We start from the raw sequence: 21,119 nt of genomic DNA, 5'->3' as shown, positions 1-21,119 counted from the left end.
ATGTCATAGTTTTTCTTTTAGCTGTCTTCTATTTTTGAATGTCAATTATAGAAAAACCAAATAACTACTTATGACTTTCCAAAAAATTTCGATTCTTTTTGCCTGTTTATTTGCACTAAACACTTTTTCTCAATTCCAAGTAGATGCAGATGTTAGAGCTCGTTTTGAATATAGACATGGCTTTGGAAACCTTTTTCCAGATAATACAGATCCTGCTGCATTTGTAACGCAAAGAACCCGATTAAATGTAAACTATAAACTAGAAAAACTAACTGTATTGATGAGTTTTCAAGACGTTAGTACTTGGGGAGATACCAAACAATTAGCCATCGGAGATAACAATAATTCCTTCTCAATGTTTCAAGGTTGGGTGCAATATGCGTTTGCGCCAACTTGGGCTGTAAAATTAGGGAGACAGGTAATTTCTTATGATAATCAAAGAATTTTTGGTGGTTTGGATTGGGCTATGCAAGGAAGATTTCATGATGCTGCTTTATTAAAATATAAAAATAAAAATTTTATAGCAGACTTTGGATTTGCATTTAGTCAAGAATCACAAAGAAATGAAAACACGGATTTTTTATTACAAGGAGCTTTTACTTATAAATCGATGCAATATGCTTATTTGAAAAAAACATATAATAAAGGCTTGGTGAGTTTTTTATTCTTAAACACAGGTTTTCAAGACTTTACTGATGCAAATAATACCATTGTAGATGGCGTAAATTATAGACAAACAACTGGAACTTTTTTCAAATTCCCAATTAATACCATTAATTTTGAAGGAAACGCTTATTATCAATCTGGAAAAGCTACAGCAACCAAAGATTTAAGTGCGTATAATTTGGCTTTAGAAGCAATTTACAAACCAAATAATACTGTTTTTGGTTTAGGGTTTGAAGTTTTAAGTGGAACTGACCAAAATGGCTCTTCTAAAAATAAGTCTTTCTTCCCTTTATATGGTACCAATCATAAATTTAATGGTTTTATGGATTATTTTTATGTGGGCAATCATGCAAATAATGTTGGTTTAAATGACCTTTATGCAAAAGCTGTTTTTAAAACTGGCGAAAAATCTACCTTGTTAACTAAAGTACATTATTTTGCTGCTAATAATACGCTTATAAACAATGCTGATACTTATTTAGGTACTGAATTAGACCTTGTATATTCAAAAAATTTACTAAAAGATGTTTCGATGAATATTGGGTATTCTCACATGTTTGCTTCTAATAGTATGAGTCTAATTAAAAGTGGTAGATCAAATAACAATACCAACAATTGGGCTTGGGTGCAATTAATTGTAAAGCCAACTTTATTTAGTAATTCTAAATAAGAAAAACTTATACCACTATTTGGAAATATAATTATTTTTTTTAATTTAGTAAATATTTAACATTTTTAAAATGCCAATCACAAGTTATTTAGCGCACGCCATGAAGGGTCAAAAAGAAGTTTTGATCAAACAATTAGCGGGCTTACAGAATTGCGAAATAATTCCTGCAGAAAATCAAGATATCGTTGTTGTAGTTACAGAAACAGAAGATACAATTCAAGAAGATATTATAAAAGAACAAATAGAAGCCTTTGAAAGTTTAAAATTACTTGCATTGGTTTCTGGTTTTAATACACCAAAAAACAACCAAATATGAGTGCACCTTTATCAAGTAGAAGAACTTTTATAAAAAGAATGGCTGCCACTGCTGCAATGACTGCTGCAGCAACAATGTTTCCAGGTATTATTTTTGCAAGTGAACAATTGGCAGGAATTCCAGAAGGAAATTTAGATTGGAAAAAAGGACCTTGCCGTTTTTGTGGCGTTGGTTGTGGAATTTTAGTGGGTGTAGAAAATGGAAAAGCTGTTGCTGTAAAAGGAGACCCAAATAGTAGTGTTAATAAAGGGTTGTTGTGCGTAAAAGGGTATCATCAAACAATGTGTATACAAGCTAAAGATAGGTTAACACATGCTTTGGTAAAAAAGAATGGTAGGTATGTAAAAACACCAATCAACGAAGCTTTAGACTTAGTGGCTAGCAAAATGAAATCGACCATAGAAAATCATGGTAAAGATTCAGTTGCCATGTACACTTCTGGGCAATCTACAATTCCAGAAGGTTATATCGCCTCAAAATTAATGAAAGGTGCCATTGGTACAAATAATTTAGATTGTAATGCGCGTTTATGCATGGCTAGTGCAGTTACAGGTTTCTTAACAACATTTGGCGCAGATGAACCCATGGGTTGTTATGAAGATATAGAACATGCAGATTATTTTGTTACTTGGGGTAATAATATGGCAGAAATGCACCCTGTTTTGTTTTCTAGAATGTTGGAACAAAAAAACAATAGAGGTGCAAAAATTATAGATTTTGCAACAAGAACAACACGTTCTAGTATGGCATCTAACAGATCTATCTTATTTGAACCTCAAACGGATTTAGCTGTAGCAAATGCCATCTGTTATGAAATTGTGAATAATGGTTTTGTAAATAAGGCTTTTGTAGAAAAACATTGTAATTTTAACAAAGGGCTTACAAATATTGGATATGGTTTAGAAGATAATTTTGAGTTTAAAGATATTCCAGAAAAAATTAGTTTTGAAGACTACAAGACTTTTTTAGAAGATTACACGCCAGAAAAAGTTTCTAAATACTCTAAAGTTTCTGTAAAAGATATTAAATATTTAGCCAATATTTATGGCAATCCAAACAACAAAGTAGTCTCTTATTGGTGTATGGGCATGAACCAACATACAAGAGGAACTTGGATGAATAACTTGGTTTATAATATTCATTTATTAACAGGAAAAATATCACAACCAGGAAATGGACCTTTTTCTTTAACAGGGCAACCTTCTGCTTGTGGAACTGCAAGAGAAGTGGGTACGTTTACTCACAAATTACCAAAAGGTATGGTTACAAATGCTAAAAACAGAGAATTAGCTGCTAAAATTTGGAAAGTTCCTGTAGAAAATATTCCATCAAAACCTACGTATCATGCAACAGAAATGTTTAGAGCTGTAGATCGTGGAGACATTAAATTTATTTGGACGCAAGCAACAAACCCACTAGTTTCTTTGCCAAAAACAAAACGGTATACAGCAGGTATGAAAAAAGATTCTTGTTTTGTAGTGGTTTCTGATGTGTTTCCTACTCCAACATCAGATGTTGCCGATGTTATTTTACCTGCAAGCTGGCATATAGAAAAAGGAGGTTTGTATGGAAATTCAGAAAGAAGAACCCAGTATTGGCAAAAAATGGTTGAAGGACCAGGAGAAACAACGCCAGATGCTTGGATGTTTATAGAAGTTGCAAAAAGAATGGGTTATGGAGATTTATTTCCATACACAAAAGAAAATCACGTAGAAGAAATTTTTAATGAATACCGTCAATTTCATGAAGGTAAAAAACATGAAATGGCACCTTTAGAGGTTTTGAAAAAAGAATCTGGTGTTATTTGGCCTTATGTTGATGGGAAATCTACACAATGGCGTTTTAACGAAAAATACGATCCTGCTTGTAAAAAGGGGTCAGAGTTTGATTTTTATGGAAAACCTGATGGTAAAGCTATTATTTGGCAAAGGCCTTTTGAACCTGCTCCAGAAATGCCAGACGCAACATATCCTTTTTGGCTAAACACAGGTAGAGTTATAGAACATTGGCACACAGGTTCTATGACCAGAAGAATTCCTGTTTTACACAAAGCTATGCCAAATGCGTATGTTGAATTACATCCTGATGATGCTGCAAAAATGGGTATTAGGAATGGTGAGCAAATAAAAGTAACATCAAGAAGAGGTTCTTGCACATTACCAGCCTCTATAAACGAAAGAGGTTTGCCAACCATTGGGCAAGTTTTTGTACCCTTCTTTGATGAAAACATGATGATTAATGATGTTACCATAGATGCTTTTTGTCCGATTTCTAAAGAACCAGACTATAAAAAATGTGCTGTTAAAATAGAAAAAGCCTAATTATGAAAAAGAGATTTGGAATCATATCGTTTTTCGTACTCCTTTTTATAGGCTTTATTCTAAATTGGAATTACAGCTACTATAAAGGACAAGAAGAAGCTTACATGCCTATAGAAAGTAAAAAGGAAATCCCAATTCCTACTGAAATTGGTATTTTTAAAGGTTCAGAGTTTTCTTTAGACTATGCAAATATGCCTGTAGATGAAAACCATCAAAGAACATTAGAAACCTATTATGATAATCGAGCTTTTTATGGTGCACCTCCATACATTCCACATCCTGTAAGTGAGAAAAAAACGATGGGTGGCAAAGACTGTTTAAAATGCCATCAAAATGGTGGTTTTGTAGCAAAATTTAATGCCTATACTCCTATTACACCTCATCCAAACTTTGTGAATTGCAAACAATGTCATGTAAGTAAAGAAACAAATTCGTTATTTAAAGGCACAAATGCTACAAAGTTTGATGTTCCTAAAATTGGAGTTAACAATGCGTTGTTAGGCAGTCCACCTACAATACCTCATCAATTGCAATTAAGAGAAAATTGTTTGTCTTGTCATGCAGGGCCAACAGCTCCTAAAGAAATTAGAGTTACACATCCAGAAAGAGTAAACTGCAGACAATGCCATGTTTTAAATAATAAAATAACAGAAGATATTGGAATTTTCATTAAAAAAAACAACATCAATGAATAAAATCAGCTACACATATTTGCTATTTATCAGTTGCTTTTTAATAGTGATTTTAGCATCTTCTTGTAAACACAAAGAGGATGAATATCACACTATAATTGATAAAATTGAAGCCAAAGGAAAAGATTTTAAGGGAATTGAAACAACTTCAGAGGCTCATTTTGGCGATGTAAAATTAATCGAAATTACAGAAGATGGTAAAACCTTTTTAATTCCTGATCGCAAAAGTCAAATCGCTTCTTTTAAATGTACAGAGTGCCATTCAGAACCTTTATCAAAAATAAAAGGAAAAGATTATAAAAAAGCCCATTGGAATATTAAAATTGCCCATGCAAATAAAAATGCTATGAATTGTGTAACCTGCCACAACTCTAATAATATGGATGAATTGCACAGTATTACTGGCGAAAAAATAGATTTTAACAAAAGTTACAATCTTTGTAGCCAATGCCATACATCGCAATTTGAAGATTGGAAAGGTGGTGCACATGGAAAACGTATTGGAGGCTGGGCACCACCAAGAGCTTCTATGACCTGTGTAAGTTGTCACGATCCTCATAAACCCTCTTTTGAAACAAGATTGCCTGTGCAATTTAATTCTAGAGTAGAAAAAGAAAGAAACAAATAAAAATTTAATTGATGTATAACTTTTGTTAACATCAATTATTTAATACAAAATATACCTATGAGCTTATTTGAAAAATATTTTAAGTTGAATTTAAATAGCGCTACCAAACAGCAATCTTCTGGAGGTTGTGGTTGTGGAAGTAGTTCTGGTGGTGGTTGTAATTCTCAGCCACAAGAAGTTGTGCAAGAAAAAACGGCTTGTGGTTGTGGAAATAGTGAAGGTAGTTGTGGTTCTCATGAACAAAAACAAGAATTACCAATAAGCGACCAAGAGTTTTTTGATGGTGCAGTAAATGCCGCTATTGGAGATGAACGTCATAAAGATGGTTTTGATCAGGTTTTTGATGTAAAAATGGATCGAAGAACAGCTTTTAGAAAATTAACAGCAAGTTTATTAATTGGAGCTGGTGCAGTTGCTACTTCTTGCAGTACTGTAACTTCTAGTGAATCAAAAGAAAAAGCACAAATAGACTGGGAAGAACAGTTTAAAGGAAACTATAAGTTAATGACGGATTCCGAAAAAGAAAAAACTGTAGATAGATTGGTGCGTTCTTATCAATTAAGAACGGGTAAAAACCTAACTATGTCCTCTAAAAATGCTGAAGAAGATGTGCTTTTTGGCTATGCTTTCAACATCTCTAAGTGCCAAGGGTATATGAATTGTGTAACTGCATGTGTAGAAGAAAATAACCAAGATAGGAATTCTGAAATGCAATACATCAGAATTCATGAAATGGAAGATGGAAAAGGATTAAACTTTAACGAGGCTGATGATAATTATTATCATGAAGTTCCTGCAGAAGGGCATTTTTACATGGGTACACAGTGTTTTCATTGTGATAATCCTCCTTGTGTTGATGTTTGTCCTGTTCAAGCAACTTGGAGAGAAGATGATGGTTTGGTTGTAATTGATTACGATTGGTGTATTGGATGTAGATATTGTATGGCAGCTTGTCCTTATGATGGTCGTCGTTTTAATTGGAGCAAACCAGAAGTTCCAGAAGCAGAAATAAACAAAGATCAGCACTATCTTGGAAACAGAATGCGTAAAAAAGGTGTCATGGAAAAATGTACTTTTTGTGTACAAAGATCTAGAGCTGGCAAAAATCCTGCTTGTGTAGAAGCTTGCCCAACAGGTGCAAGAATTTTCGGAAACTTGTTAGATCCAGATAGCACCATTCGTTGGGTATTAGAAAACAAAAAAGTATTTAGATTAAAAGAAGATTTAGGTACAGAACCTAAGTTTTGGTATTTTATGGATTAACAAAATAAAACAGCTAAGAAAAGTGAGCCAAAAGAGTATCAACCAAAAAAATTAGCCAAAAAGTGGGATTATTGCAACGAAGAATTTTGAATTTACAGCTTTGCTATTTTTCAAAATTGATTTTCACCAAAATAAAATTATAATGAGAATAGCAAAAGTACTGATCAGTTTAATAAAAGATAGCCTGAAAGTAATTACAACAGGCTCTTTAAAATATCATTTATGGATGGGATTTTTAACGCTCATTATGTTAATTGGTATGTATTGTTATTCCATTCAGTTAGAGCATGGTTTAAGTGTAACTGGTATGACCGATCGTGTAAGTTGGGGTTTATACATCTCTAACTTTACATTTCTTGTGGGAGTTGCAGCTGCTGCTGTAATGTTGGTAATGCCTACGTATATTTTAAAAGATGTAGATTTTAAACAAGCTGTTTTAATAGGAGAAGGTTTGGCTGTTGCAGCCTTAATAATGTGCTTGGCATTTGTAGTGGCAGATATGGGAGGCCCATCAGTTTTATGGCACATGATTCCAGGACTTGGTGTTTTTAACTTCCCAGATTCTATGCTTGCTTGGGATGTTATTGTACTTAATGGCTATTTATTTTTAAATATTTCCATTCCTTTTTACATTCTGTTTAGGCATTATCAAGGTAAAGAATCAAACCCAAAAGTGTATATTCCAGGATCTATATTATCAGTTTTTTGGGCTGTAGGTATTCACTTAGTAACAGCTTTCTTATACCAAGGTTTACAAGCAAGACCTTTTTGGAACAACGCTTTATTAGGCCCACGTTTTTTAGCATCTGCTTTTGCAGCTGGTCCTGCACTTATCATTTTAGTGTTAGCAGTTATAAGATCTAATACTGCATTTATAATTAAAGATAAAACCATCAATAAAATAGCAATTATAGTAACTGTTGCTGCTCAAATTAATTTAATAATGTTGATTTCTGAACTCTTTAAAGAATTCTATTTCCCTACACATCATAGTGAAAGTGCGTATTATTTATTCTTTGGTTTAGAAGGCAAAACAGCACTATTACCTTGGATTTGGACAGCCATATCTCTAAATGTTATTGCTACAATAATGCTTACTTTTCATAAGTTAAGAAACAATTATAGGTTTTTGTACGCTTCTTGTTTTATGCTCTTTGTAGCCATTTGGATAGAAAAAGGGTTCGGACTTATTGTACCTGGTTTTATTCCTGGACCTTATGGAAAAATATCAGAATATACACCAACAGGTATAGAAATTGGTGTAACCATTGGTATTTGGGCTTTGGGCGCATTTATATTTACAATGTTAGCAAGAACAGCTATTGAAATTGAATTAGGAAAATTGAGGTTTAAGAAAAAAAAGTAGTTATAAGCTTAAAACTTTGCTTTTTTATGTAGTAATTTTATTTATTTTTAAAAAAATTAAAGATGATTAAAACAGAAAAAGAATACAATACAATTGTAGAACGTGTGGAAACACTTTTACAAGACCCAAATAATATTGAAAATCAAGATGCAAAAGGCTATATTGAATTAAATATTTTGTCAGACTTGGTGTCAGATTTTGAAGAACAATACTACCCTATTCAAAAACCTTCTTTAGTTGATGTTATAAAACTACGAATGGCAGAAATGAACTTAAATCAAAAAAAATTATCTGAACTTTTAGAAGTAAGCACTTCCAGAGTTAGCGAATATTTAAATGGTAAAAGTGAACCAACCTTAAAAGTAGCTAAACAAATTAGTATCAAACTAGGTATTGATGCTTCTATTGTTTTGGGAGTTTAATTTAAATATTTATAAATCATCACTGCAAACTAAGACCCCGAAATAAATTTAGAGTGACAAACAATTATTTAGCACAGTTTTGTCTTTTAAACCATTACTGAAATTAAAACATTTTTTAATTGAAACTAGCCAACTAATAAATCACATACGATTGCTCAACTTTGTGTGCTCGTATTTGTGAGACTTCTCCTAAAAAGTCCTTTAGATTAGCAAAGTATAATTATTGCATTTAAACACAAGCTATGTGCCCTATGTTTCTATGTGGTAAAATTTAAAAAGCAACCTTGATACAACAATGTCAGTTCGAGTGATTTCGATTTTTTCATCGAAATTGTATCGAGAACACACACAAGCTATGTGCCCTATGTTTCTATGTGGTCATATTTAAAAAAGCAAACTTGATACAACAATGTCAGTTCGAGTGATTTTGATTTTTTTCATCGAAATTGTATCGAGAACACTCATAAAAATTCAATTAAAAATTTAATTCAAACACTAAAAGTTCTCGATACAAAATTTCTGAAAAAGAAATTTCACTCGAACTGACAGCATATACCTAAAAACGGATACTAAAGAAATGTCAGTTCGAGTGATTTCGATTTTTTCATCGAAATTGTATCGAGAACACACACAAGCTATGTGCCCTATGTTTCTATGTGGTCATATTTAAAAAGCAAACTTGATACAACAATGTCAGTTCGAGTGATTTCGATTTTTTTCATCGAAATTGTATCGAGAACAAGTTCTGATACAAAAAGTCTAAAAACATATCCGCGAATTCATCCCAAAAAAAATTAATCCTTTTCCTTATTTCTAAACTCAAAAAACCTATTTTTAAGCCTTATTGCTAAGAAATAAAACTAAGCTATGACTTTAGAAAACTACATCAACAATTTAAACCAACGTTTTACACTTGGTAACGCAACCGAACATACTTTTAGAGGCGATTTACAACAACTGTAATCGTTGCACAACCCTATAATTTATAAGTAATTAATGTTAAAACTCATGATTTTAGGCTTTTAATATTAATTTTAGCAGTATATAAATCTAAATTTTAGTGGTCTTAAAACCGAGTAAATTACCGGTATAAAGAAGTTTTTATATAAAAAGGTTAATCGTGGGGTTTTTACCCCGCTTTTTACCTTTTTATTGACAAATTTTAGATACTTCTTCAAATTATAAGCAATAGCAGACAGGTGCATTACTTTGTTAGCTTGTTTGATTCCGATAGTATTTATTTTCCTTAGTCCTAGAAACTGTGTAAGTGTTCCAAAAACAGGCTCTACAGTACTTTGCCGCTTACCTTTCATATACCTACCTTGTCGGCTATTTATTCTTTGATTATTGCGTTCATATTCATCTCTATAAAAGGTAACTGTAAACTTTTTCTCTTTCGATTTCCCTAAACAACTCCCTTTTAATGGGCAGTCTATACAGATTTTACTCGAAGCTCTGTATTCCTTTTTCTTAGTGTTATTCTTACTTTCAAAAAACACTTTCTTAAAGGGAATAACCTTGCCTTGTGGACACAGATACAAATCTGGGATGCTGTAATATTTAAAATTATCTGGCCCTCCTTTGTACGTGCCATGTGGAGGAATAAAACTTTTTAATCCTTTTGTTTCTAAATACGCATATACTTCACCACTACTATATCCAGTGTCGGCTACGCAGTTCTCCCAAACTAAACCAAAGCTGTTTAATCGATTTGATAATCGCTCGCTAATATCTTCTAAACATTGACTGTCTTTATGGTCTGCATGGTAAGCCTGAACATCCGAAATAACATGATGTCCCGTGTCTACACTAAGCTGACTCATGTAATTTAATTTTCTAGCTTTTCCTGGTTTAACGCTGATTCGAGCATCAGGGTCTGTTGGACTGTAATGCGTTTTATTACTCGTGTATCTAGAGCCTTTATTACCTGCCCCTGGACGATGATCTTGTGTGATTGACCAGCGCTTATTTCTTGCAGTAATACTATCTAATTGTTTTTTGTTGGCTGTAATAGTTTGTTGTTCTAAACTTGCTTTGTTTTCTTTTGCTTTGCGATAAACCGCTTTATCTCGCTCGCTAATTTGACGCACAGAAGCTAAGTGAGATTCTAAATCTGATGCAGGTACTTTAAGTTCTAAACTGTCCATACTAGCATTGGCTTTTACAGGAGCTGAATCAATGGCTTGGGTGTGTCCGCTAACCATACCTTTATCAAAACACATTTTAAAAACATGAGTAAATAAAGTTTCAAATACAGATTCTGGATACAATTGACGCGTTCTACTTACTGTAGAATGCCAAGGAAGAACTTCATCTATGTCATAGCCTAAAAAATAAAGGATATCCATACGCATGCTACAATGCTCGATTAACTTACGGTCGCTTATGATGTTTTCTAAATACCCGACTAAACAGAGTTTAAAAAAAACGATAGGATCAATACTTTTTTGTCCGCAGTTACCATAGTACAATTTCGTCTGATTCCTTAAAAAATCTAACTTTAAAACTACAGATAAACGACGATAAAAATTGGTCTTAGGAACTCGACTGCTCAACTGAAAATTATTGAACAGTTTTTCTTGGTATATTTTTGTGCCTTGCATCCAATAAGATACGAAAATTCTGTATATTTAACAAGTGTTGTGCAACAAACACAACTCCTAGAATCCATTTTGCCAGATATTAGAGCCACAAACGAACCCAAAAGACAATCTTGTGGCGCTCCAGATTATATTTTAACCAAAAAAGAAATTCCTGTTGGGTTTATAGAAGCCAAAGATATTGGCGATAAAGATTTACTAGGCAAAAAGAAAACTGGCAATAAAGAACAGTTTGATAGATACAAAGCATCCTTAACCAATCTTATTTTTACAGATTATATCGATTTTCATATTTATCAAGATGGCGAATTTATCACCAAAATTGCCATTGGCGAAATAACCGAAAAGGGGATTCAGCCCCTTGCAGAAAACTTTGACACCTTTACCAACCTTATTAAAGATTTTGCAACACACATTAGTCAGAATATAAAAAGCTCTAAAAAACTGGCAGAAATGATGGCTGGTAAAGCTCGTTTATTGTCCGATGTTATAGAAAAAGCCTTAAATAGCGATGTTGTAAACCAAGAAAACAGCACCTTAAAAGAGCAAATGTTGGCGTTTAAAGACATTTTAATTCATGATATTACTCCCAAAGGTTTTGCAGATGTATATGCACAAACCATTGCTTATGGTATGTTTGCTGCACGTTTGCACGACCCCACTTTAAACACCTTTAGCAGACAAGAAGCAGCAGAACTTATTCCAAAATCGAACCCGTTTTTAAGAAAACTCTTTGGCTATATTGCTGGGCCAGATATCGATGATCGTATAAAATGGATTGTAGAAAACCTATCCGAAATATTTTTGGCGTGTAATGTAGAAGAAATTCTAAAAAACTACGGAAAAGCCACAAAGATGGAAGATCCCATCATTCATTTTTACGAAACGTTTTTAGCAGAATACGATCCTAAATTGCGCAAAGCAAGAGGTGTTTGGTACACACCTGCCCCAATTGTAAACTTTATTGTTAGAGCTGTAGACGATGTTTTAAAAACCGATTTTAATTTATCACAAGGTTTGGCAGATACCAGCAAAACCACTGTAAAAGTAAAAACAGATATTGCAGACAACCGTTTTAAAAGTGGCTATACAGAGGTTGATAAAGAAGTACACAAAGTACAAATCTTAGACCCTGCAACTGGTACAGGAACTTTTTTGGCAGAAGTTATAAAACACGTTCATAAAAAATTTAAAGGGCAATCTGGTATTTGGAGCAGCTATGCAGCAAACGATTTATTGCCTCGTTTAAATGGTTTCGAGTTGTTAATGGCAAGTTATGCAATGGCACATTTGCAAATAGATTTACTCTTAAAAGAAACTGGCTATCTCCCCACTTTTGGAGACGTTGGTGCTGGACGAACCAAAATTTATTTAACCAATTCTTTAGAGGAATATCATAAAGATACAGGTACACTTTTTGCCAATTGGTTAAGTTCTGAGGCAAACGAAGCCAACCATATTAAAAGAGATACACCAGTAATGTGTATTATTGGCAACCCACCTTATAGTGGAGAAAGTGCCAATAAAGGCGATTGGATTATGGGTTTAATGGACGATTATAAAAAAGAACCTGGAGGAAAAGAGAAGTTAAAAGAACAGAATTCTAAATTTATAAATGATGATTATGTAAAGTTTTTAAGATATGGGCAACATTATATCGAAAAAAACGAAGCTGGAGTTTTAGCCTTTATAAACCCTCATGGTTTTTTAGACAACCCAACTTTTAGAGGAATGCGTTGGAATTTATTAAAAACATACGATAAAATTTACACGATTGATTTACATGGAAATGCAAAAAAGAAGGAAACTGCACCTGATGGAAGTGCAGATATAAATGTTTTTGATATTGAACAGGGAGTTTCTATTAACATCTTTGTAAAAACAGGAAAAAAGAAATCAAATGAATTGGGGCAAGTTTTCCATTATGATTTGTTTGGAAAACGAGATTTTAAATATGATTTTTTAATTGAAAATTCTTTAAAAACGATTGATTATCAAAAACTACCCAATAATGCACCAAATTACTTTATGGTTCAAAAAGATTATGAAGTTGAGGATATTTATAAAAAAGGGTTTTTTATTAAAGATTTATTTCCGTTAAATTCTCTTGGGTTATTAACAAAAAGAGATAATCTAGCAATAGGATTCAATTCTGAAGAATTGAAATCAAAAATAGAGCATTTTTTAAATCAAGATATTACAACAGAAGAAGTATGTAAATATTATAATTTAGTAATAAAAGATAAAGATAAATGGGATGCAAATATTACTAGATCAAATGTTTCAAAAGATGAAATAATAGGACAAATACAACGCATCCAATACAGACCTTTTGATTTTAGAAAAGTTTTTTATAATTCTTATTTTGTAGCCAGACAAAATCCAAAAGTTTTAAGTCATTTAATAAATGAAAATATAGGTTTAATAATTTGCAGACAAGGACAAGCAGCTGGTGGTAATGATTGGAATGTTGTTTTTAGTTCTAAAAATTTAACAGATCAAAATATTTACAGAAGAGGAGGAGGTACTGTTTTCCCTCTCTATTTATATCCAGAAGAAACCAATCAAATATCCACAGAAAATTCATCAACCAAAAGAACACCAAACTTAAACCTAAAAATTGTTAATAAAATTGCTAAAAAAATTGGTTTAGAGTTTGTAGAAGACCATGAACTGCTGAAACAAGTTGAGCATAACAAGTATTTTTCACCTTTAGATTTGTTAGATTATATCTACGCAGTTTTGCACTCACCCACTTACAGAGAAAAGTACAAAGAGTTTTTAAAGATCGATTTTCCACGAGTTCCTTTTCCTATCACAAGGGGTTTAAACCCCTTGCAAATTAAAGAACGCTTTTGGCAATTGGTACAATTAGGCTCAGAACTTCGCCAATTGCATTTGCTAGAAAGTGATAAAGTAAACGATTTTATTACCAACTATACAGGTGAAGGCGATAATAGCATCACCAGGAAAATTACCAAAACCGATATTGGCTACGAACCACATGTTAGTGCTAGCACAATCGAGAACACATCAGCATTAAAAGGCAAAGTGTGGATAAATGACACCCAATATTTTGACAATGTGCCACTAATTGCTTGGGAATTTTATATTGGTGGCTATCAACCAGCACAAAAATGGTTAAAAGATAGAAAAGGCAGGGTTTTAGAATATGATGATATTTTTCATTATTCAAAAATTATTGTATCGCTCACAGAAACACACAAGATAATGCAACAAATTGATGCCATAGAAATTGAGTAAAAACAAAACATAAAATGATTTTTACGAAACAGCAACTGCATTTTGTAGCAAAACCACTTACATATATATAAAAGCATTGGTGTTTTAACACTAAGCAACCCAAACCAACCTATAAGTAAGTGCGTTTTAACACTAAGTCACCCAAACCAACCTATAAGGAAGTGCGTTTTAACACTAAGTCACCCAAACCGACCTATAAGGAAGTGTGTTTTATCACTAAGTAACTTAAACGAACCACTAAGTAAGTCCACTTAATGACAAAGTAACCTAAACGAACCACTAAGTAAGTCCACTTTATGACTAAGTAACCTAAACGAACCACTAAGTAAGTCCACTTTATGAATAAGTAACCCAACTGAACTAAAATGTAACAGAATTTAACCACATTGCAACCCAACTGAACTACAATGTAACAACACTTAACCACATTGTAACCTAACTGAATTAAAATGCAACAGTTTTTAGAGAAGTTTAGGCAAAAAAACCAACAAATAAATAAAATAAAGCAATGTCAGTTCGAGTGATTTCGATTTTTTCATCGAAATTGTATCGAGAACACAGGCAAAAATTCAGTTGAAAATAATAAACGTTGTTAATTTGCATGCTTTCTATTTTTTATCGAAATTTATACTGCATACAGTTTGTAATTTAATGTAAAATGAACAAAATATTAATAACAGGAGCCACAGGAAATATTGGAACGGAAGTTGTCAACTTTCTGAATACGCTAACCAATAAAGCCGAAATAATTGTTGCTGTTAGAAATATTGCAAGCGCAAAAAACAACTTTCGGAATCAGCCAAACTTAGGCTACAGAACATTTAACTTTAAAGATCCGCAAACGTATACTAGTGCATTTAAAGATATCGAAATACTTTTTTTATTACGCCCACCTCAAATCGCAGAAGTTAACCGATATTTTAAACCCCTTTTAGAATCCGCCAAAAAAAACGGAATAGAAAAAATAGTTTTTTTATCGGTACAAGGTGCAGAAAAAAGCAACATAATACCACATAATAAAATAGAACGCTTGATAAAATTGATTGGCTTTCAATATATTTTTGTGCGTCCAAGTTATTTTATGCAAAACTTAACAACAACGTTACTTGCAGAAATTTTAGAAGATAAAACAATAACACTGCCTGCAAAACAAGCTAAATTTAATTGGATAGATGTAAAAAACATTGCAGAAGTTATAGCTATACTCTTACAATCGTTTCATAAATATGAAAATAATATCTTTGAGATAACAGGTTCAGAAAATAAAAACTTTGACGAAGTAACCAAAATAATGACAACTGTTACTGGCACCAAGTTTCAATTTAAAAGTATAAATCCTATTCGTTTTTATTTTAAAAAAAGAAAAAGCGGTATGGAAAGTAGTTTTGCTTTTGTAATAACGCTGCTACATTTCTTACCAAGGTTAGAGAAAGAACCAGAGATTACAAACAACTATTTTAAAATAACTGGCAAGACAACCACAACATTAAAAGAGTTTATTAAAAGAGAAAAATCAACTTTATTAGGGCATTAATTCATAAAAAAATGACGATAAAAAATATTCTAGGAGACTACACAATTATAGGCACAAACCAAAACGATTCCGATGAAACCTATAAAGGCACACTTTCTTTAACGTTAGATGAAAACAATAGCATTATAGCAAAATGGCTCATCAACAAAAGTCAAGAACAATTTGGCGTTGGTTTTTTTAAAGACAATATTTTGGTCATCAACTTTAAGTATATGGGTGATGAAAATGACATGTATTATGGCACTGTGGTTTACAAATGTTTCACCAAAGATATTCTGGAAGGCTTTTGGAGCGAAGAATTTGGGAATCCACAGTTTTTAGGGAGCGAGAATTGTTTTAGGGTTAAGAATAAAAAAGATTTACCAAGTTAAATTTAAGCAGCACCATTTAAAAAAATGGAACGTGTTTTTTAATTTTTAAAAATTCTGATATCGGAAAAACATCATTTAAAACACTTCTTTGCGATCTTGATGGAATGGCTGTAAATAATTCTTTTTTGTTTTTAAATTCTTTTATATACTCGTTTAAAGAATCTAAACATTGTATCATATTCGATTTTAAATAGATGATAAAGTCATAATCAGCATCACTTAACAATAGCCTTGCTCCTGCTTTAATGGCATTTTTTAAACCATTTTCTTTTTTAAGATCTACTACTACAACATTTGTTTTTGCATGCTCTTTTATATCCAACAAAAAACTAAGGGTATCATCTTTCTTACCATTATTAACAAAACATAAATTATATGGAAGTTGATTAACTAGTGTATCCACATCTGTATCGTTAATTTTTTCTTCTTCTTTTGAGAAAATTATAATTACTCCTGTATTCATTAAGAAGCTATTTTAGATATTACAGGTTGGTTCTTTATAACACTTAAATTACTTTGAGTTTCTTTTTTTGAAATGGTTTTTTTACTTCTATACGTCCAAGCAATTTGCCCTAATTGACCCACAATTTTTATAGAGTCTTTCATTGATAATTTAGAACCATCAGCATGTATCCATCTTTTTAAAGGTTGCTCACAAAGCATTTCTTTTGCTTTTGCCAAACCAAAATGCAACGTTATTCTCTTAAAGATTTCTACATCAAAAATCCATTGTGTTACAAATTTGTCTTTAAAAGAAACCTCAATTACATCTTTATGAAAAATTTTAGCACCACATTGCGTGTCTTTAAAATCCATTTTTAAAATCTTTCTGATGATATAATTAATGGTTAAACTAATTACTTTTCTTGCAGACTCTTTGGTAATATCTGCACCCATTCTACTAATTCTAGAACCACTTACTATTTTATAATCGGTTGTTTCAATGGTTTTAACCAAATCATCAAAATCTGCTAAATCTGTAGATAAATCTGCATCTAAAAACCCAATATAATCTAGGTCTTCGTGCTTTGCCATGTGCAACATTCCCAATCTTACAGCTTCTGCTTTTCCTCCGTTTTTTTCACAATCGTAAACGGTTATAAAGTCTTCTCTACCTTTTCTTAAATCGTTTAAAACTTGTAAGGTATTATCTTTACTGCCATCGTTTACAAAACACAAATGGTAACCAGAATTTTTTTCTATAAAAGTTGTAAACTCATCACTTAGTAATCTTTTTTCCTCATCATAACAAGGTATTACAACACCCACACATCTTTGTTGAATTACAACATCTTTATACGTTTTTGTATTATTATTATCTAATTTTGGAGCGCCAATTAATCTTTTGGTTCTTGCACAAACTTCTTGCAGGCTCAATGGTTTTTTCATGTAATCGTTTACACCTAAATCAAACGCTTTAGAGATAATTGCGTCATCTGTATTTCCAGATAAAATCATTATTGGCGTTGCTACATTTTTAGTTTGTCTGATGTGTTTTACAACTTCAATTCCAGATGTTTCTGGCATATTAATATCAACAATTACCAAATCTGGTTGTATTAAATCGAATAATTCTATTCCTTTTAAAGCAGAAGTTGTTGTTGTTACTTCATAACCTAATTCTTTTAGTCTAATTTCTAATGGGATTAAAACTAATTTTTGGTCATCTATTGCTAAAACTTTCATCTTTAGGTGTTTTTAAGTATTAATTACACTGCAAATTTACTTTAAGAATCAGCCTTATATTTCAATTTACAGACTAAACGAATGTTTTAGTTAGACGAATGACATTTTACCTATGCTAAATTAATTTTCATGATAATTTCAACGATAATTTAAAACGATTATCTTTACAGTATCTAAAGAAATAGATATATTTTAATGAAAGAAACCTCTAATAAATATTTAATTGTTGCCTTACTTTTAGCAATTGCTTTTCATGGAAGTGCCATATTTTTTACTTTAGAGACTACCTATGATGCTTTAATTCATCTATTTTTTGCAGAACATTATAGTACCAGTTGGTTTGAACCTTGGAACTATAAATGGTACACAGGTTTTACAGTAATGAGTTATCCACCTTTGGTACATCAAGCTATTGCAGCTTTGTCTTTATTAGGTGGATTAAAATTTGGACTTTTTACAGTGGCCATTATTGCAGTTATTTTATTTATAACTGGTGTGTATCGTTTTTCTTTGTTGATGACAGCCAACAGAACAGTTGCTGGGTATGCTGCACTTTTGGCCGTTTTTTCATCATCTTTTTTAGAAACCTTGCACGTTTTTGGTCAATTGCCAAGTATTATTGGAATTTCTGTTTTATTGCATGCCCTGCCCGAAATTTATTTATGGTTAAAAACAGGGAAATATAAATACTTATTTACATCTCTTTCTTTAATTGCAGTTACAGTAACCTCACATCATGTTACGCCTATTTTTGGAATGATTTTCTTTATTTTCCCATTAATTGGCATGGTAATTTTAGATATTTCTAGAGAACAAGTAAACTCTTACAAGGAAGTAACTTTTAGATTATTCATTAAAAATTTTGGCAAACAGTTTAAAAGAAACATGACTTTTGGGTTGCTTTCCTTAGCGTTAATTATTGGCTGTTTGTTACCTTATTGGATCAATTCAAAAAACAACCCAATAACACAAGTTCCTATTCCACATGGCTCTAGAGATAATTTTTTAGAAATTACATCTTCTGGTTTGGTGTTCTTTTTTATTCCTTGGGGAATTTTATTATTGCTTTTACCTTACATTTTTTACAGATATTTTAGCAAACGTTATTTATTTTTTGGGCTATCAATTGCCATGTTAACCTTGTTAGGAACTGGAGGAACCACCTCAATTCCTAAAATAATTTTAGGCGAAAATGCTTTTAATATTTTAACGTTAGACAGGTTTACACTTTGGGCATCCATCATGTCTTTACCTCTTTTTGGAGAATTTGTGTACAGATTTGTAGAAGGCGATTTAAAACAATTAATTCAAACAAAATTTGGGGCAGTGTACCATAGAATTTTTGCAGGCTTTTTGGCTTCGCTATTTTTATTTATGGTGATTTTTACTATGAGTCTAGGCTATTTTAGACCTTCTCAACCACAAAAAATTAAAATGTTACCAATTGTAAATTTCCTAAACCAAGATCAGCATGATCAATGGCGATTTTTAACACTCGGTTTTGGCGATCAAATGGCTTGGTTGTCTGCACAAACAAATGCCATGAGTGTAGATGGCAATTACCATTCTGCAAGACGTTTGCCAGAATTAACCACAAGACCCATAGAACGTTTAGAAAATTCAAAATTTAAAGGAGTTGCAGGAATTGGTTCTTTGCAACAGTTTTTAACAACGCCCGAAAAATATAATTTGAAGTATATTTTTTCGAACGATAAATTTTACGATCCTATTTTATATTTCTGTGGCTGGCAAAGATTGCAACCTTTAGAAAACGGCGTTATGGTTTGGGAAAAACTAAATGTGCCTCCACTTTCTAGCATTTTACCAAAAGATGAAGTAGCTACTTGGTTAAAAATAATGTGGGGCATTATTCCGTTTTTAACAGTAATTATTGCGTTTATACTCAACATACAATCCATTTTTGTAATCAGCCTAAAAACGAAAGAAAAAGTTGCGCCTGCTTATTTGAAATTAAATACATGTTATAAAAAGTTTTCTAACGGACTTTTAAAATTCACACATATTTGGACGGTTTTTTTAATGTTGATTTTAGGGTACAGTTTGTATTTATTTTATCTAAAAAACGATTCTCAAAGAACTCCAGAAAATGCAATAACTGCCTATTATGATGCCATCGATTTTAAACAATTTGAAAAAAGTTATCAACTCATAAATCCAAAAGCAAATTTACCAATTTCGCAATTTATGCTGGAAATGTCTGTAACTGACGGTATTTTAAGTTCGTATGCAAAATTAGATGCCATAGAAACTAAAGTTCTTACAAAAACAGATAGTTTAGCGACTTTAAAAGTAACTACAAATTGGATAACACCTTTAGAAAAAATTGAAAGAATAGATTATAAAACACTTTTAAAGATAAAAGGAAACTGGTTTATTGAGCCAGAAAATGTGGATTTAGATACGCCTCCAGATCAATTGTACTCTAAAAATGAAACCAAGTATTTTAACCAAGGCAGACGAAGAATTACCACAGAACAAACCTATCATGAAGATGTTTTAAAACAACCTGTTTTAGAAATTTTATCTGCAAAATTGGTAAAAAGAGATAATCGTTATTCCATTATTGGCGAAATTCAAAATATTGATAATGTGCCTTCTGATATTGTTTTAAAAGGAACTTTGTATAATGATGCTAATAAAATATTGGCAACGTATAATGCAAAATATCACGTAAAACACAAGTTAATGCCCAAAGAAATAACTGCTTTTAAAATTAATTTTGAGGGTATTGCTTGGTCTAAAACACAAGATTCTATTCCGAATAAATTTAATCCAGATGAGTTTACACCTGTTGAATTAGAGGAGCAACCTACAAAATTCAATCTACAAGCTGCAGGGAATGTTAGCAATTCAGATTTGTATAAAGATGCTGTTTTAAGTGATGTAAATATGAATGCTAACTCAATTTCTGGAACTGTTTTTAATAGCGGACTTCAAGAAATTACAGTGCCACAATTATTAATTACCTATTATACTGCTGAAAAAGAATTAATTTGGGTAGATCATTTGTTTTTGAAAGATGGCATTCGACAGGAAAGAAAACAAAATTTTGAGTATCCTTTCGTTGATGATAAAAAGGTAGAAATCATCAATGCAAATATGGAAGATTGTTACGTAAATGGTTTGCCTAATGCTGAAATTGCGAATAAAATAGTTTCAGACAGAATTCTAAATCATAAAAATACTGAATTGCAAAAAATAGCACATCCCAACTATGGTTTTATTAATATAGAGATGAATAATTTTATAGGAAATCCTAGATAATGAGTTTACATGGAAAATTTTTAATAGTATTAATT

Annotated in this window: 15 protein-coding genes; 12 read left to right on the top strand and 3 right to left on the bottom strand. The window is 31.9% G+C overall.

The window, feature by feature from the left end; genetic code table 11:
* Positions 1 to 70 precede the first annotated feature (70 nt).
* The 8 genes from P161_RS0114190 (at position 71) to P161_RS0114155 (ending at position 8,344) form a co-directional block, all read left to right on the top strand.
* Positions 71 to 1,336 carry an alginate export family protein gene (locus P161_RS0114190; RefSeq protein WP_026777588.1) on the top strand — a complete coding sequence of 422 codons (1,266 nt, stop codon included), beginning with the start codon at positions 71 to 73 and terminating at the stop codon, positions 1,334 to 1,336.
* A gap of 70 nt (positions 1,337 to 1,406) precedes the next feature.
* The gene (locus P161_RS0114185; RefSeq protein ID WP_026777587.1) at positions 1,407 to 1,652 is read left to right on the top strand and encodes a hypothetical protein; all 246 of its coding nucleotides are present in this window, start codon (positions 1,407 to 1,409) and stop codon (positions 1,650 to 1,652) included.
* Positions 1,649 to 3,973 carry a molybdopterin-dependent oxidoreductase gene (locus tag P161_RS0114180; RefSeq protein WP_026777586.1) on the top strand — a complete coding sequence of 775 codons (2,325 nt, stop codon included), beginning with the start codon at positions 1,649 to 1,651 and terminating at the stop codon, positions 3,971 to 3,973. Before P161_RS0114185 ends, P161_RS0114180 begins: the two co-directional genes overlap by 4 nt.
* 2 nt (positions 3,974 to 3,975) lie before the next feature.
* A complete protein-coding gene (locus P161_RS0114175) occupies positions 3,976 to 4,668 on the top strand; it encodes a multiheme c-type cytochrome (protein WP_026777585.1) in 693 nt (230 codons plus the stop codon).
* Positions 4,661 to 5,293 (top strand): cytochrome c3 family protein, encoded by a 633-nt coding sequence (locus P161_RS0114170; RefSeq protein ID WP_026777584.1) that lies wholly within the window; start codon positions 4,661 to 4,663, stop codon positions 5,291 to 5,293. The genes P161_RS0114175 and P161_RS0114170 overlap by 8 nt, the downstream gene beginning before the upstream one ends.
* 57 nt (positions 5,294 to 5,350) lie before the next feature.
* On the top strand, positions 5,351 to 6,556 hold the full coding sequence (locus P161_RS0114165; protein ID WP_026777583.1) for a 4Fe-4S dicluster domain-containing protein: 1,206 nt from the start codon (positions 5,351 to 5,353) through the stop codon (positions 6,554 to 6,556).
* 142 nt (positions 6,557 to 6,698) lie between these two features.
* Positions 6,699 to 7,922: a sulfate reduction electron transfer complex DsrMKJOP subunit DsrP gene (dsrP, locus tag P161_RS0114160; RefSeq protein WP_026777582.1), complete on the top strand. Its 1,224-nt coding sequence runs from the start codon at positions 6,699 to 6,701 to the stop codon at positions 7,920 to 7,922.
* Between the two features lie 62 nt (positions 7,923 to 7,984).
* Positions 7,985 to 8,344, top strand: coding sequence for a type II toxin-antitoxin system HigA family antitoxin (locus P161_RS0114155; protein WP_026777581.1), 360 nt, complete (start codon positions 7,985 to 7,987; stop codon positions 8,342 to 8,344).
* A 1,034-nt stretch (positions 8,345 to 9,378) separates the two neighbouring features.
* Here the strand turns inward: P161_RS0114155 and P161_RS0114145 are convergent.
* The gene (locus P161_RS0114145) at positions 9,379 to 10,947 is read right to left on the bottom strand and encodes an IS1182 family transposase (RefSeq protein WP_026777580.1); all 1,569 of its coding nucleotides are present in this window, start codon (positions 10,945 to 10,947) and stop codon (positions 9,379 to 9,381) included.
* On the opposite strand from P161_RS0114145, the gene P161_RS18690 reads away from it, so the two are divergent.
* The 3 genes from P161_RS18690 (at position 10,924) to P161_RS0114130 (ending at position 16,113) form a co-directional block, all read left to right on the top strand.
* A complete protein-coding gene (locus P161_RS18690) occupies positions 10,924 to 14,208 on the top strand; it encodes a type ISP restriction/modification enzyme (RefSeq protein WP_197026359.1) in 3,285 nt (1,094 codons plus the stop codon). The two genes, P161_RS0114145 and P161_RS18690, sit on opposite strands and share 24 nt — an antisense overlap.
* A 658-nt stretch (positions 14,209 to 14,866) precedes the next feature.
* Complete coding sequence (locus tag P161_RS0114135) at positions 14,867 to 15,742, top strand: NmrA family NAD(P)-binding protein (protein WP_026777579.1); 876 nt, start codon at positions 14,867 to 14,869, stop codon at positions 15,740 to 15,742.
* An 11-nt stretch (positions 15,743 to 15,753) separates the two neighbouring features.
* Positions 15,754 to 16,113 (top strand): hypothetical protein, encoded by a 360-nt coding sequence (locus tag P161_RS0114130; RefSeq protein ID WP_026777578.1) that lies wholly within the window; start codon positions 15,754 to 15,756, stop codon positions 16,111 to 16,113.
* Positions 16,114 to 16,129: 16 nt separating this feature from the next.
* On the opposite strand, the gene P161_RS18685 is transcribed toward P161_RS0114130, so the two are convergent.
* Both P161_RS18685 and P161_RS0114120 read right to left on the bottom strand, forming a co-directional pair.
* Positions 16,130 to 16,576 carry a glycosyltransferase gene (locus tag P161_RS18685; protein WP_051605763.1) on the bottom strand — a complete coding sequence of 149 codons (447 nt, stop codon included), beginning with the start codon at positions 16,574 to 16,576 and terminating at the stop codon, positions 16,130 to 16,132.
* Complete coding sequence (locus P161_RS0114120) at positions 16,576 to 17,799, bottom strand: response regulator (RefSeq protein ID WP_026777577.1); 1,224 nt, start codon at positions 17,797 to 17,799, stop codon at positions 16,576 to 16,578. Before P161_RS0114120 ends, P161_RS18685 begins: the two co-directional genes overlap by 1 nt.
* Positions 17,800 to 17,994: 195 nt before the next feature.
* On the opposite strand from P161_RS0114120, the gene P161_RS0114115 reads away from it, so the two are divergent.
* Entirely contained in the window at positions 17,995 to 21,084 is a 3,090-nt protein-coding gene (locus tag P161_RS0114115; RefSeq protein ID WP_026777576.1) for a membrane protein, read from the top strand.
* The last annotated feature ends 35 nt before the right edge of the window (positions 21,085 to 21,119 follow it).

Source organism: Polaribacter sp. Hel_I_88 (assembly GCF_000687935.1).
Lineage (GTDB): Bacteria > Bacteroidota > Bacteroidia > Flavobacteriales > Flavobacteriaceae > Polaribacter.
Note: the sequence above shows the minus strand (reverse complement) of the source record. Positions and strands in the feature narration are given on the sequence as shown.